This window comes from Shewanella sp. SR44-3 (assembly GCF_014163735.1).
Lineage (GTDB): Bacteria > Pseudomonadota > Gammaproteobacteria > Enterobacterales > Shewanellaceae > Shewanella.
This window is the reverse complement of the sequence record NZ_JACJDV010000003.1, coordinates 25,475-39,898: the sequence shown is the minus strand read 5'-3', so window position 1 is coordinate 39,898 and position 14,424 is coordinate 25,475. Positions and strand designations below refer to the sequence as shown.

At 43.3% G+C, this 14,424-nt stretch carries 10 protein-coding genes and 1 tRNA gene; 7 read left to right on the top strand and 4 right to left on the bottom strand.

The window, feature by feature from the left end; all coding sequences use genetic code 11:
• The first annotated feature begins 391 nt into the window (after positions 1–391).
• Complete coding sequence (locus H5073_RS02520; RefSeq protein WP_182676650.1) at positions 392–1,786, top strand: PhoH family protein; 1,395 nt, start codon at positions 392–394, stop codon at positions 1,784–1,786.
• A gap of 188 nt (positions 1,787–1,974) precedes the next feature.
• On the top strand, positions 1,975–5,673 hold the full coding sequence (locus tag H5073_RS02515; RefSeq protein WP_182676648.1) for a response regulator: 3,699 nt from the start codon (positions 1,975–1,977) through the stop codon (positions 5,671–5,673).
• 13 nt (positions 5,674–5,686) lie between these two features.
• Here the strand turns inward: H5073_RS02515 and H5073_RS02510 are convergent, their stop codons facing one another.
• Positions 5,687–7,489 carry a protein kinase domain-containing protein gene (locus tag H5073_RS02510; protein WP_182676646.1) on the bottom strand — a complete coding sequence of 601 codons (1,803 nt, stop codon included), beginning with the start codon at positions 7,487–7,489 and terminating at the stop codon, positions 5,687–5,689.
• A 155-nt stretch (positions 7,490–7,644) separates the two neighbouring features.
• On the opposite strand from H5073_RS02510, the gene H5073_RS02505 reads away from it, so the two are divergent.
• Positions 7,645–7,986, top strand: coding sequence for a hypothetical protein (locus tag H5073_RS02505; RefSeq protein WP_182676644.1), 342 nt, complete (start codon positions 7,645–7,647; stop codon positions 7,984–7,986).
• A 152-nt stretch (positions 7,987–8,138) separates the two neighbouring features.
• A complete protein-coding gene (locus H5073_RS02500) occupies positions 8,139–8,795 on the top strand; it encodes a thiopurine S-methyltransferase (protein ID WP_182676642.1) in 657 nt (218 codons plus the stop codon).
• 113 nt (positions 8,796–8,908) lie between these two features.
• On the opposite strand, the gene H5073_RS02495 is transcribed toward H5073_RS02500, so the two are convergent.
• Complete coding sequence (locus tag H5073_RS02495) at positions 8,909–9,961, bottom strand: porin (protein ID WP_182676640.1); 1,053 nt, start codon at positions 9,959–9,961, stop codon at positions 8,909–8,911.
• Positions 9,962–10,386: 425 nt separating this feature from the next.
• On the opposite strand from H5073_RS02495, the gene tcdA reads away from it, so the two are divergent.
• The gene (tcdA, locus tag H5073_RS02490; RefSeq protein ID WP_404948369.1) at positions 10,387–11,184 is read left to right on the top strand and encodes a tRNA cyclic N6-threonylcarbamoyladenosine(37) synthase TcdA; all 798 of its coding nucleotides are present in this window, start codon (positions 10,387–10,389) and stop codon (positions 11,182–11,184) included.
• Between the two features lie 44 nt (positions 11,185–11,228).
• Here the strand turns inward: tcdA and H5073_RS02485 are convergent, their stop codons facing one another.
• Positions 11,229–12,833, bottom strand: coding sequence for an ATP-binding protein (locus H5073_RS02485; protein ID WP_182676638.1), 1,605 nt, complete (start codon positions 12,831–12,833; stop codon positions 11,229–11,231).
• Positions 12,834–13,031: 198 nt separating this feature from the next.
• Here H5073_RS02485 and H5073_RS02480 point away from each other — a divergent pair, with 198 nt between their 5' ends.
• Entirely contained in the window at positions 13,032–13,643 is a 612-nt protein-coding gene (locus H5073_RS02480) for a superinfection exclusion B family protein (RefSeq protein ID WP_182676636.1), read from the top strand.
• Positions 13,644–13,805: 162 nt separating this feature from the next.
• Here the strand turns inward: H5073_RS02480 and H5073_RS02475 are convergent, their stop codons facing one another.
• Positions 13,806–13,943, bottom strand: coding sequence for a DUF3149 domain-containing protein (locus H5073_RS02475; protein WP_182676634.1), 138 nt, complete (start codon positions 13,941–13,943; stop codon positions 13,806–13,808).
• A gap of 316 nt (positions 13,944–14,259) precedes the next feature.
• Here H5073_RS02475 and H5073_RS02470 point away from each other — a divergent pair.
• A tRNA-Leu gene (locus tag H5073_RS02470) sits at positions 14,260–14,344 on the top strand.
• Positions 14,345–14,424 lie beyond the last annotated feature (80 nt).

Sequence of the window (14,424 nt, the reverse complement as noted above, 5' to 3'; positions counted from 1 at the left end):
CGGATTCAATTCGAGGGCGCGTATCTTATACCAAACCCAGCGAGAATTGAATTCTAGCAGTGATTTAACTGCCTGTGATGTTCAAGTCGTCATATCAATGTCATCTGTTTGTCACAGCCTGAGGGTTACCTTCAGTAAGGTACTGATTTAGAAACTGAGTGGCAGTTGAGATTTTTACACTTAGCTGCCATAGTCAATTTGAGCGAATGTTGATTTTGCACCATGGTGAAGTTCAACTTGTTGCCTTTGAAATCATATGCTCAATGCTATTCAGTTTTTCTTGTTGATAACTTATAAGGAACGTTAACGGGTTTGCTCGCTAAGCGAAAGCCTGACAGCCAAAGCCGATGTGAATCGCAATCCCATTGACGCCAAGCCCCTGGGAGGCGCCATGAAACAAGACCACAGAAAATTGTTTGTACTGGATACCAATGTGTTATTGCATGAGCCGTTAGCGATTTACTCGTTTAAGGAGCACGATGTGGTGATCCCCATGACAGTGCTTGAAGAGCTCGATAACATTAAAGACAGAAAACACGATATCAGTCGAGATGCCAGAGTCGCGATCCGCGCTTTGGAAGATATTCTCGGTGGCCCTACTACCCCAGAACAAATTCTTAAAGGCGTGTCATTACCTAGCCGAGAAAGTCATCTAGATGTTGCGGGCAGCTTATCTATTTTCCCTGATCACCAAGTGGATTTTATTGCCGGTGCTTTACCTGGTGACAATAACGATAACCTGATCATTAATGTGGCTTTGCACCTGCAAAAAATCCACAAACCGCGCACTGTGGTATTAGTGACTAAAGACATTAATATGCGCCTTAAAGCCAAGGGGGCAGGCATAGAAAAAGTTGAAGATTACCGCAGCGATCAGCTGATCGATGATATTCGCTTCTTAGCCAAAGGTTTTTATCAATTTGAAGGAGATTTTTGGTCCAAATTGGATAAGGTCACCACGGAACGCCAAGGTAAGCACACCATTCACCATGTCCCGGTAGCAGCCTTAGGCAAAGAAGCATTTTACCTTAATGAATATTTGCTCGATGAAGAAGATCAATTTTGTGGCCGTATTACCGGTAAAACCGATACCCACTTAGATATCATTGACCTTGGGCGGGACAGATTGAATCATATTGAAGCTTGGGGAGTTAAGCCTAAGAATATCTATCAGGGCATGGCGCTTAATGCTTTACTCGATCCTGATATTGATTTAGTTATCCTCACAGGCCCAGCAGGCTGTGGTAAAACTTTATTGGCAATTGCAGCCGCCCTTGAGTTGGTGGTCGAGCGTAAGCGTTACGACAAGGTGATAGTAACCAGAAATACCCCTGAAATCGCAGAGTCTATCGGTTTTTTACCCGGCACAGAGGAAGAGAAAATGGCCCCTTGGCTTGCGGCCATTACGGACACCTTGGAAGTGCTGCATAAAAATGATGTTAATCCTAGCGGCAGTATGAATTACATCATGGAGAAAGCCAATATTCAGTTCAAGTCGATAAACTTTATGCGCGGCCGTTCTATCCAAAACTCTGTGGTGTTATTGGATGAATGTCAAAATCTCACCGCATCGCAAATCAAAACCATGATCACTCGCATGGGAGAGGGTACTAAATTGATCTGTTGCGGTAACTTAGCCCAAATCGACTCGACCTATTTAACCGCAGTCACCTCGGGGTTAACTTACATAGTCGAGCGTTTTAAAGACTTTGAGGGCAGCGCCAATGTGTACTTAAATGGCGTGGTGCGCTCACGCTTAGCGGAATATGCTGAAGAGCATTTGTAAGCTGAGCCTAAGGGGCGCGTCAGTATTTGTATAATAGGTCGCCTCGGGCGGCCTTTTCATTGTTATTGAGGCGTAATTTAACTGCCTTTGCTGATATCTTCCTGATATTATGTGCAAATACTATGCATTGAACGCGGCTGTATTCACTTAATTTAGCGCCTTTGCCTTTAGCCGCCCAAGGGTCATTAATGAAATCGACTGAGCCAGACTTACAATTAAAATCCCCTATCCAGCGTAATTATAACCGCGCCGTTTTTTATACCTACATCGGTGTGATTGTGATGGCATTGTTGTCGGCTTGGGTGCTATTTGATAAACAAAAAGAGCAGCTTATCGAACAAAGGGAAGAACAAGTAGCTCGCCACGTTTTACAAATTGACTTGCTGTTGGAGTCAAGTATTCGTGCGGTGAAAAGTTTGCGCAATGTTGCGGTCGATCATTTGAAATTGGGTGAATTGGCCCGTAAAGACATGTTGCCCAAGTATGAAAATTTTAATCAAGATGGACAGTTTTTTACCTTAGAGCCCAATTATGCTCACGGTGAGCCCTTTACCAATATGGGCCGTATTACTGGCTCTGGTTCTTTGCAAAATCGCAGCGATAAGTTCTATCAAGAATTAGAAATGCTGTTTGAGCTGTCTTTGTCTTTCCCTGTCGCTAAAGAAGCCGCACCCAAAGCCTCATCGATCTATTACATTTCCAACCAAAGAATAATGTCCTCCTACCCTTGGTCTGCCAATGAGCAAGGCTTTCGGGAAGAATTACTTAATAAAAATCAATTTAGGTTGGCTACCCCAGAGATGAACCCTCAGCGAAGTGTGTTCTGGAGCGAAGCTTATGTGGACGTGTCTGAGCAAGGTTTGCTAACCACCTTGGGTTTGCCTGTGTACCTGGAAGATGAGTTTATCGGCTCCATCAATTTAGATATGACTTTGTCATCACTTGCCAAGCAAATTCGCATGTATTTTAAGATGCCTGGCACGGTTATCTTGCTTGACCAGCAAAACAATATTTTGTCTCATAGTGATTTTGATAACGTAGAGATGAACCGGGTTTACCACATCAGTCAGCGTATTCCTTCTGAGTTACATGCCTTAGCCGAGTCTGAAATTTTTGATGCCCATGACGGGGTGTTACGTAATGGCTACTATATTCACTCAGTGGCACTGCATAATGCACCTTGGCGCCTGCTTTATTTACAAGAAGAAACCGCGCTGTTTCAAGATGCGTGGGACAAACTACAGCTCACCTTCTTACTCGTAGTCTTAGCGCTTTCTTTACTCGTGACCATAGTCCATTGGCAGACCCGTCGTGCTTTCGTTAGCCCAGCGTCACGTTTGTTGACTCACCTTGAAGTGTGCTCGCAATCGCCCATCAAGCCACCACGAAAAATTACCTCAGGATGGGAGCCTTGGTTCCAACTTGTGAGCCGTATTTTTGAAGAAAACAAACAATATACCCTGCATTTAGCCGAGCAAAATAAGCGTTTGGATAACTTGGTGGCTAAACGCACCCAAAGGCTTAGAGAAACCACAGAAAGACGAGAACGTGAATACGCTTTGCTGCGTTCCTTAATTGACTCTATTCCTGAGGCTATAGTTTTTAAAGATCAAGAAGGTAAGTACTTAGGTTGTAATAAATCTGCCGAACACATGCTGGGCTACAGCGAAAGCGAAATGATCGGCATGACATCAGTAGAGCTCACCAGCCCTGAACAAGGGGCGCGGATCCGCCTTGAAGACAGTCAAGTGCTTAAAGACAGGGCCGCATTACGCTATCAAGAGAAAATAGAAATTTCAGGTAAGTCAGTACTGCTCGATATCTTAAAGCTGCCTTTCTACAACCGTCGTGGCGATTTACTCGGGCTTATCTCGGTATGGCGTGATGTTACCCGTGAATATCAATCGGCGGAGCAATTGCGTTTGTCTGAAGAGCGTTACCATTTAGCCATGGATGCAGTGGAGGATGGTCTGTGGGATTGGTATTTAGATTCGGAACAAATTATTTGTAACCCGTCTTACTACTCTATGTTGGGCTATGAAACTAACGAGTTTCCAGCGCTTATTTCTTCCATCGAAGAGCTTATCCATCCTGATGATAGGGGCAGGGTGAAAGAGTATCGCGATCATTATTTGAGTGAGCCAAGCGGGGCTTATGAAACTGAATTTAGAATGCGCACTAAAATAGGCAGTTATCTATGGGTGCTATCTCGCGGCCGAGTGGTGGAGTTTACTGCTGAGGGTATGCCGAGCCGTATGCTTGGTACCCATAAAGACATTACTCGTCAAAAAAGCAATGAAGTCGCGCTGCTAGAAGCTAAGCACGAGGCTGAATTAGCCAACATGTATAAGAGTGAGTTTCTGGCGAACATGAGCCATGAAATTCGCACGCCAATGAACGCTATCATAGGTATGTTACAGCTGGCTTCTCGAACATCTCTGACTTTGCAGCAGCAAGATTACCTCAATAAAGCGGGCTTCTCTGCTGAATCATTATTGAGGATCATCAATGACATTCTCGACTTCTCTAAGATTGAAGCTGGTAAGCTTGAGCTTGAAAATGTACCTTTCTCCCTAGAGAAAGTGCTAGACCATGTAATAGACATGAACGCGTTAAGCGCCCAAGAGAAAGGCGTCGAGTTATTGCTGTTTTCACCGCTTACCACTGGGCTTACCTTAAATGGCGATCCGCTGCGTCTAGGTCAGGTGCTGGTGAATTTATTGTCGAATGCGGTGAAGTTTACCCAAGAAGGTGAGATTGAGCTGGGTTGTGAAGATGTCGGCGAACGAGATACCCAAATTAGCCTTAAATTTTGGGTGCGTGATACAGGTATAGGTATCAAGCGTGAGCAACAAACTCACTTATTTGATGCATTTTCACAAGCTGATGGTTCCACCACGCGCCAATATGGCGGCACAGGCTTAGGCTTGTCTATCAGCAAGCATCTGGTATCTATGATGGGCGGTAATTTAAGTGTAGAGTCTGAGCCAGATCAAGGTAGTACCTTCAGTTTCACCCTTAGTTTCGATATAGCGAAAGCGCTAGCACCTGAGCCATTAATCGTGCCTAAACAGTTGAATAATTTAAGCTGTTTAGTGGTGGATGATAATCCTAGCGCACTGCAGATTTACTCCACTTTAATGCGTGACTTTAGTTTTGGGGTAAATACAGCCGTTGGCGGTGCAGAAGCCATAGCGCGCTTATTGCAACAAGACATAGATTTGCTGTTGTTGGACTGGATGATGCCTGTGGTGAGTGGGGGTATGGTGATTAAAGCCGTGGATGAAATGGTCGCTGATGGCCGCCTGAAAAAACGTCCGGTGATTATCATAATGACGGCTTATTCTACTGAGCCATTGAATCTAGAATTAGATGAATATCAGTATCATGCCGTGCTGCAAAAGCCGTTTAAGGCTTCATCTCTATTCGATGAAATTATTGGCGCTTTTGCCGCACCCGCCAAGATAAAACAAGAAGTTACCGAGGCTGTAGAGCAGCAACCACAGCAATCTGGCTTAGTTCTTCTGGTTGAAGATAACTTCATTAACCAGCAAGTGGCCAGCGAACTACTTAAGAGCGCAGGTTATGAGGTGGTGATAGCCGATAACGGTAAAATTGCTTTAGATTTGGTTGCCGTTCAAGAGTTTGATGCCGTGCTTATGGACATACAAATGCCGGTGATGGATGGCTTAACCGCAACTAAAATATTAAGAGAAACCTATAGTGCCAAGCAACTGCCCATTATCGCAATGACGGCCCATGCCATGTCAGGAGATAAAGAGAAAAGCTTAAATGCGGGGATGAATGCCCATATTACTAAGCCAATAGTGTTGACTGAGTTGTTTGAGACATTAGCCCATTGGATAGCCTTTAAAAACCAAGCTTAAAATAGTGATATCCCTATGGCTGCTTTGGGTTTTTTGGATAAAACAGCTCAGGTTTTTGTTCAATAAACTCAAAGTGCCGAGTGTTTTTATAGGGCAATTTCATAAAACCCGATACCCCTTGACCTTGAATTTTGCTGGCGTGGAATAAAATTCGGTCAAGGCAGGCACGAAAGGCGGCCTGTTTTCTAGGATTGAGCAGCCTTAAATAACTGTGGATTTTAAGGTGGTTAGGCAAGGCTTCAAAAATAATGCAGCCGGTATGGTGGATTTGGTTAAGCCAGCCCAATTCGGTCATAATTTCATTAGGTAGCTCCAAGTTTTCATCTGGATCTTTACCGTCCTCAAAATACGAATGTAGTCTGGATTTATCTTCAAGGGTGGGCACGTCACCGACTTCAAAGGGCAGTGGGAAATCACTGGCAGAGATGAAGGGTGAGGATGAGTCTGCCCGCTCTAAATGCAAGGTATCCTTAGCGTTAAAGAAGCAGACTTTAAATACCCCTATACGCCTAATACCTCGGGCCAAAGTCACCATATTATTCACTGCCTGAATAAGTGCCGCCTTAGCTTTGGGATCGTAAATCGCCAGATTCGAATCAATGTAGACACCGGTTTCTTGCCAATGAACAGCCAGCCCACCCACAATGGGGTATTGTCCTAAACGGCTCACTGCGGCAATAAAACCTTTCTCGGTATCCCCCATGCCAGCCATAAAATTGCGGTAATACTTCTCTAGCTGAATATCATCCATTTTATCTATGGGATCTTGAGTGTTGTGCTCTTTAAGAAATGATTTTCGTGAGCTATAACATACGGTTTCAACTTGCTTACTTTTAGCTTGGCCCCATACCGGGATTTGCGCAGCAGCAGGCGGGCTATTGAGTGCTGGCAGGTATAACTTAGGGCCATGACGCATGCTTTTAATAAAATAATCGCCCCCGAGTCGACGGGTGTGCGGATCGTCACTTAACATGGCGGTTAAGGTTTTTGCTAGCTCTATGGGCAGGCCAATGCTGGTGGCGGGGATCACTTGGCTGCCAAAACGGCTTATCTGTCCTGAAGCTAAAGCATATAAAGTGGCTGCTACCCCTTGCTCATCAAATCTGGGATTGGATTGAGCGCCGTTAAGCTGCTCTTCACCGATAAAGTACACATCGCCCATGCGGGCATTGGTGTCTTGTTGAGAATGAGACATTAATGCCATCACATTGTCAGCCACACCATGATAATGCTCATCTTGCTGGGCAAAGACGGCTGATCCCCAATCGATAAGTGACAGGTGCTCGGTTTCCATGTCGTAGACCAAGTTTGAAGGCTTGATATCGCCATGGACTAGGGGCTTTCCTTGACGTAAATAAATCAGGATATCAGCTAATTGACGTGCAATACTTAAAATCATTGCTGCTGGCAGAGCACCTAAACGCAAGCAAATTTTATCTAAATCCTCACCTTTACCGCGCTCCATCACTAAAATTCCTTGCTTGCCGACACGCTGAAATTTTATTGCCCTTGGCACGTTAGGGTGGACGACCTGCGACAGCATATACGCTTCTTCTTCGAGGCGGTCTTGGATATTTTGCAGTAAGTTAATCCGTGAGAATTTAAACACATGGGACTGCATCGCTTGATTGATGCCGGAAAATACAAAGCCATAAGCCCCTTTACCAATAAATTCGATTTGCGCATAGCCCAGTTTACTCAGTTGCTGCTTACACAGGCGGATCCAAGCCTTGTGCTGGCGGGCATCATTGGCTTTAAGCAAATAAATGGATTGCTCTTCATTAATGTAAAAATGCTGTAATTGAGGTGCTTGCAAGGGCGTGTCCTTGTTGGTTTTGTGATCCCTTAAGGCTTGATTTTCTATTGTTATTATCTTAGGTAGCGCGGAACCTTGACCTGTATCAAATTATCCTAATTGAGCAAAGGATAGTATTAATAGTCATTTGACACTTTATTTGAGGTAACCCCATTATGTCTAGCTTGGAATACAAAGATTTAGTGCCTTTGTTCGATTTTCCCCGCAGGCGCATTTTGCAATCCATGGAAGTTTATCATTGCCCCCATGCGGTTTTTTATAATCAAAGAGACGAGCAATGTATTACTTGCCATCAAGGGGAAGAGTGTTTGTGGATGAACCGCAATGACGCCTTGGTTGCGCTGGAAGAAAAGCCCATCGACGAGCTTAAGCAGCAGTTGTTGATCGCTGTCGATTATATTGATGCAAACCTCACCCCCCATCATTTATCTCGCCGGGATTGCAACTGTGACAATTGTAACTGGCGCAATCAAGTGCAGCAGGTATTAAGCAAGTAGCACCATCAGATAGCGTGCAGACAACAAGCCTGTTTGTTGTGTTTAAATGCTACCCATTTGCTGAGTTTGCATGGTGGAGAGTTAGCGGGTAAATTGGCTGGCAGCAATATAGTCATCATCGACCTTTCCCCTAAACTAAATTGGAGCCACCCATGGAGCCGAATTTTTGGCATGATAAATGGCATCAGCAGCTTATCGGTTTTCATCAGTCACAAGTTAATCAGTTGCTATTGACGCATTGGCAGCAGCTTGATATTCCTTCACAAGGGCAAGTATTTGTGCCCTTATGCGGTAAATCATTAGACATGTGTTATTTGGCTGAGCTTGGTCATAATGTGCTTGGCTGTGAGCTGAATTTAAGTGCCGTTGAGCAGTTTTATGCAGAAAATCAATTAACGGTAACCAGTCAAACTCTCGCTGAGCATAAATTATTTAACTGTGAGCAGATACAGATCTGGCAAGGGGATATTTTTACTCTAGCAGCACAAACCACCCAAAATATCAGTGGCTTTTATGACAGGGCTGCACTAATTGCCTGGCCCGAGTCTTTGCGCCTTGGCTACGTTAAGCAGCTTGCCACCCTTATACCTAAAGGCTGCACAGGTTTATTGGTGACCTTAGATTATCCCCAAGAAACATTACAAGGCCCGCCGTTTGCTGTGAGTCCAACTTGGATAGAAGTGCACATGAGTGAATATTTTGAGATAAGGCTATTGGCTTGCCATGATGTACTGGAAGATAACCCAAGGTTTGTGAAAAAAGCAGTGCCTTGGCTTAATGAAGCTGCATATCAACTTAAGCGAAAATAATTAATCCGGTTGGTATCACTCACAGTGATGATTTTAAACGATATAAAACCAATAAAAACAGGCAACTTAAGGTCGCCTGTTTTTATCTGTATTCTGCTTTAGGTGACTACAGCTTAGAAATCGTAGCGTATACCAACAGAGAGTACGTTATCATCTTCTAGATCTACCTTGTTTGTTACAGTGTAATCACCTTGATACATGGCGTAATGCGCGAACACTAAGGTTGATTTAGCCAAGCGATAGTCGGCGCCCACAGTAATGCTCTGAACATTAATGTCACTTAAGTTGGTCGCTGTGCCAGCCTTAGGTTTAATGCTTGAAATATTCTGGAAGTATTTACCCAAACCAGATTCATCCATACCGTATTCTGCTTTTAAATTAACGCCGTTCAAGTCATAGGAAAGGTTAACAAAGTAACTGTTACCATCAAAAGCACTGTCTAAATTACTTTCGGAGTTTTGAAACAACCCCCCAAGCTTAAATTTGGCTAACTTAACCTGAGCCACGGCGCGGTATGCATCAATATTACCTATGGCTTTGTTGTAGGCGCCAGCAACATAGAAATTGTGTGATTTAAGGCTCTTATCACCAAGGGTTACACTGAGTGCGTATTGACTGTCGTCAGTATCTTGGTTGTCTTCCATTAAATAAGTGGCGTTAAAGCCCACCATATCCGCTAACAATGGTGAGTAATACCAAATGCCATCGGCTTCACGTATTTGTCCGCCAGTGACACGGTCGATATCGGCGTTGGTGTTACCAAATAAATCTATGCCACCTTCTGATTGTTTGAATACTGTATCATTACGACCAAAAAGCAAGGTGCCAGCCTGATTCTTAAGGCCTAAATAAGTATTACGTGCTTTGAAGGTATCACCGCTGCCAGAGGTGTTTTCTACTTGAAACTCCATCTGGTAGAGGATTTCTAAATTATCTGAGATTTTCTCAGCGCCTTTTACACCGACTAATGAAAAGTTGTTTTCAAAATAGGTACCGCTTTCATCTTTTTTAAGGTTGTTGGTGCCACTTTGAATGGTCGAGCCCATATCCGTGTGGGTTAAGGAGATATCTAAGCGGCCGTAAAAATCAGGACCTTGTGCAAATGCTGCAAACGAGCTCAAAGACAAGGCCGAGGCAATAGCCACAGATACGAGTGTGTTGTTCATCTTATTTCTCCCAAGAGCCAAACCTGGCCCGCTGATTTTAATTATTAACCTTGGTGTAAGTGTGCAAACATAACGATTAAATGCGGCTCAAAAGCGACAGTTATGCTGATTAGTTCAAAATAACCGCCAGTTTTGGGTAAAGCTGTTCTAGTGTGACGATGAAATGGTGATAATGTGACAGCTTCGATATTTTGATATCCATTACAAGATTCTGTTATTTATAGATAAAATAAAAATCGGCATCAGCTGTTAGCATCACAGTGTGCACCACTTGAGTGGTTACCATTTTGATTAGCTTACGATATATCTTGTAACAGTCATATTTGACCAAAGTCGAATAACCTAGCGGCTTAGTGGATGGGTGATGTTGGGGCTATTTTCATATACACTCGCAGCTGAAAAAATTAGTCTATCTTGGTGTAATTATGTTGTCGGAATCTTATCTTTCTCGTTTTGCTGGAATTGGCCGCCTGTATGGTCAAGATGCCTTGGTTAAATTTTCTCAAGCTCATGTCATGGTTATTGGCATAGGCGGAGTCGGAACTTGGGTTGCAGAAGCCTTAGCGAGAAGTGGCATTGGTCAGATAAGCCTGATGGATTTAGATGATATTTGTGTCACCAACAGTAACCGTCAGTCCCATGCATTGGCATCCACCATTGGTCAATCTAAGGTGGCAGTTATGGCGGCCCGCCTTAGGGATATTAATCCTGAGTGTAAGGTGAATGAAATTGAAGATTTTCTGACACTGGATAATCTTGGCGAGCATCTAGTTGCGAAGGCCCAAGGGGGGAGTGTTGATTTTGTGGTTGATTGTATTGATGCGGTGAAACAAAAAACCGCGTTAATTGCTTGGTGTAAGCGCAATAAGCTGCCTTTAGTCACTGTTGGCGGGGCTGGCGGGCAAACCGATCCAACCCAAATTCAGTTACTGGATCTCTCTAAAACCTATCAAGATCCTTTATTGGCAAAAGTGCGCAATTTGTTGCGTAAAGACTATAACTTTTCTAAAAATCCCCAACGCCGCTTTGCCATTGATGCGGTGTTTTCAAGTCAGCATTTGGTCTATCCCCAAGCGGATGGCAGCGTATGTAATACTAAGGCGACTGCAGATGGCAGTATGCGTATGGATTGTGCTTCAGGGTTTGGCGCTGTGACTATGGTGACTGGCACTTTTGGCTTTGTTGCGGCAAGCCGAGTATTGGCTAAATTGGCGCAGTCGTGATTGTGGCTAAGTCGTGACCAATAATGTCTATAAGCTTAGCCGTGTCAGATAAGGTGTTGCGCATTATGTTCTATCGGGAAATGCACAGTAAATAAGGGCCCGCCTAAGGGGGACTGTGCTTGATAGCTAATAGTGCCTTTTAATTGGGTTGCGGCATTAAATGCGGCCGATAGGCCAAGACCTGTGCCACCTTTGTGACGAGTAGTGGTGAAGAATGGCTCAAACATGTGGTTAGCAATATCTTCAGGTATGGCAACCCCATTGTTATGAAAAGCAATGCTAACATTGTTATCTTCTAGTTCAACTTTGATAATAAGTTTAGGGTTTTCAATATCCTCAAAGCCATGGCTGTAGGCATTGGAGATGATGTTACTCACAATCTGATTCATCAAACTGTAATTGGTGGTGATCGTTAGCTCGGGATCAATTTCTAAGCTGATATCAACATCTAGATCTGGGTGAGTTAGCTTACTGGAATCAACAACGGCCATAAGTTGCTGTAACAAATTGAATTGGGTGTTTTTCTCATTTTGCTGCTCAGCGGCTATGGTTTTAAACTTCTTAATCAAATTACTGGCTTTGGTGATATTGCTAATGATCAGCTCACAGCCATGTTGATAATCTTTTAGTATGCTATCTATTTGCTCTAGGGTTGCATCGTCACTGTGGATGATTTTAATTAATTCATTAACGTGTGACAGCTGAGCGCTGGCTGCGGTAAGGCAAATTCCAATAGGAGTGTTGATCTCGTGGGCAACACCAGAAACTAAGCCTCCCAGAGCCGCCATTTTTTCCTTCTCGACTAACACTAACTGAGCTTTTTTAAGCTTGGCAAGTGACAGTTCAAGCTCGGCAGTTTGGGCTTTTACTTGGCTGGCTAATTCTTCTTTATAACTGCATTCAATTTCTAGCAACCGTTCTCTGTCAGTTAAGGCATCCTGCAATTGAGATTTTGAACGCTGCAGATCCTTAAAAGACACCCGCACCTGTTCTTGCATAGCATTAATCGCTTGAGCCACAGAATGAAATTCATCATCGAATGGTTTGCGTTCAAACTTAAGGGGAGTGAAAGGCTGCTGTAAATCGATATTGCCGCAATATTGGCTGAGCTTTAACAGATGCTTAGTCACATGTAGCCAGACTAAAAACAGGATGAAACCCGCCACAAGAAACGTCTTAATGGCGTTTGAAAGCAAGATGAGTACCGCTTTGTCATAGAGTTTTTCGTAAATTAAATTTAAGTCGGCTTGTACCACTAATGTACCTACCTGAGCATTGTCTGCGGGACGGTAGAGCAGTTGGTAGCTTTGTTCGATAATCGCTTTGGTTTTTTTAGTGCCGAATCGCCACTCTTGCTCACTGTCATCTTTAATAGAAACATAGGTAATGTCAGGTAATTGACTCAAGCCCTTTAACTGGGTGTTGATAAGCTTTTCATCGATAACCCAAATACTGGCGGCAAGTACATCAAGGTTAGCCATTTCAATACTGGAGAATGCTTGATCTATTCGATTAACATCGGTGCGATAGTCATTAATCAACTGATAAACTGTGGTTATCAAGGTAATAAAAGAGCTAAATAGCACGATAGACAACATGAGTCGCCGACCGATAGGGCTCTTTAATAGCAGACTGGTGCTTAGCTTCATAGGCTGGGTCGGGAAGAGATTTAGGTTATTAATTTGATGGCATTAAGCATAGACGCAAACATTCAGTGAGAGCAATTTTTTACTTTAATTTTAGGCACTTTATCCGTATTTTCGTCTGCATTTTTTTGGCATCATTCTTGCTTTGTACCTAGGTGAACTCAAAGGGGTTCAAAAATCTGACACTGACTAGGTGACACCATGATGAAGATGAAATTAGCGAACATAACCCAAATGGCGAATAAAAAAATATTGATAAGTTTTATGTCTTGGTGGGTATTAGCCTGTGGTGGCTTACTCTTTATGCCGGCAAAAATATTACTCGCCTTATCGTTGACCGATTTTGTTACGCTTTACGCTGACTTTATTGGTCTAGGTTTAATCGTCGGAGTGGCATACTTTTTAAGCCAGCTACTAAGCTTTTTTGTTGATGAGTCAATAGTGCATTTAAATAACAAGCGTTCTATCGAGATCATAGAAGCAAAAGTGAAATTACTTGATCCTGCCGAACGGGCTTTATTAAGAGAGTTCTTTTTACAGGGGGCAACGATATTGACCTTGCCACAAGATGAATTAGCAGTGAAATGTTTGGTTGATACCCAAATTTTAGAAGTGGTGGGTAATGTGCGTCATTATGCGATACAGGGCCCAACGGCAGATTATAAAATCACTATGCGAGCACGGGTTTACCTCAACCGCGATGTGCTTAGATTACCCGCTGGTGAGCCGAGCAAAGAAGAACTATCAAATTTAATTAAAGCCAGACCTCAGTTTGCTTCGGGCTTAGTGCAGCAACGTAAACACGCAGCATAATTTGATTGTTGCAGTATAGAGTGTGGCGTGCGCAACAAGCATAAATTCGGGGGGGCTTATGCCCCCCTTTTACTTGTTATTACTTGCCAAATTGAAGAGTGGCTTAAGCACTCACTAACGGCTCACTCAAAGCGTGATTTTTGCTAGCTGAGCTGCGGATTGTTATTTCTTTTCAATGGGCGCAGATTTGACCACAAACAGCCAGCCTATATAAGAAACTATGCCAATGGTGCAAAAAATCACAATCATAGAGAGCAAACCGATAAAGTTACCAAACATTAAATCTAGCCAAAATGCCATGATTGTCATCCTCTTAGTGTGTATTGAGTTATCAGCCTAACGCCTCTTAGCGGCTCAAATGCTGATCTCGATCAATTTCTGTTGTGAAAGCGCTATTTCATAGAGTCAAGATGGGCTAGCGATCACACAACTCTTCTACAGCTTTGGCTGTAATATTTCAGTGAATAAGTTTCTCTGAATGAGTTTTGAGCGGTTAAACGCTAATTTGATAAAAGAAGGTTTAAAGCCCTTGCCATTGATGGTGGCAAAGGTATAATCCTCAACACTTAATCAGCCCAAGGGAAGATTAAGTGATTTGATGTTATAGAACAGAAATGCCAGCGTGATGAAATTGGTATACATGGGGGATTCAAAATCCCCTGTCGCAAGACGTGTCGGTTCGAGTCCGACCGCTGGTACCATTTCTCCTTTAATTAAAGGCTATAACACAAGCAACCGACCTAGCGTCGGTTTTTTTGTATCTAAAATTTGAATACAGTCA

Bases quoted from the DNA above. Each gene is read 5' to 3' on its own strand.
- H5073_RS02520 (WP_182676650.1), top strand. From the start codon at position 392: ATGAAACAAGACCACAGAAAATTGTTTGTACTGGATACCAATGTGTTA.
- H5073_RS02500 (WP_182676642.1), top strand. From the start codon at position 8,139: ATGGAGCCGAATTTTTGGCATGATAAATGGCATCAGCAGCTTATCGGT.
- H5073_RS02515 (WP_182676648.1), top strand. From the start codon at position 1,975: ATGAAATCGACTGAGCCAGACTTACAATTAAAATCCCCTATCCAGCGT.
- H5073_RS02475 (WP_182676634.1), bottom strand. From the start codon at position 13,943: ATGGCATTTTGGCTAGATTTAATGTTTGGTAACTTTATCGGTTTGCTC.
- H5073_RS02485 (WP_182676638.1), bottom strand. From the start codon at position 12,833: ATGAAGCTAAGCACCAGTCTGCTATTAAAGAGCCCTATCGGTCGGCGA.
- H5073_RS02505 (WP_182676644.1), top strand. From the start codon at position 7,645: ATGTCTAGCTTGGAATACAAAGATTTAGTGCCTTTGTTCGATTTTCCC.
- H5073_RS02480 (WP_182676636.1), top strand. From the start codon at position 13,032: ATGATGAAGATGAAATTAGCGAACATAACCCAAATGGCGAATAAAAAA.
- tcdA (WP_404948369.1), top strand. From the start codon at position 10,387: ATGTTGTCGGAATCTTATCTTTCTCGTTTTGCTGGAATTGGCCGCCTG.
- H5073_RS02495 (WP_182676640.1), bottom strand. From the start codon at position 9,961: ATGAACAACACACTCGTATCTGTGGCTATTGCCTCGGCCTTGTCTTTG.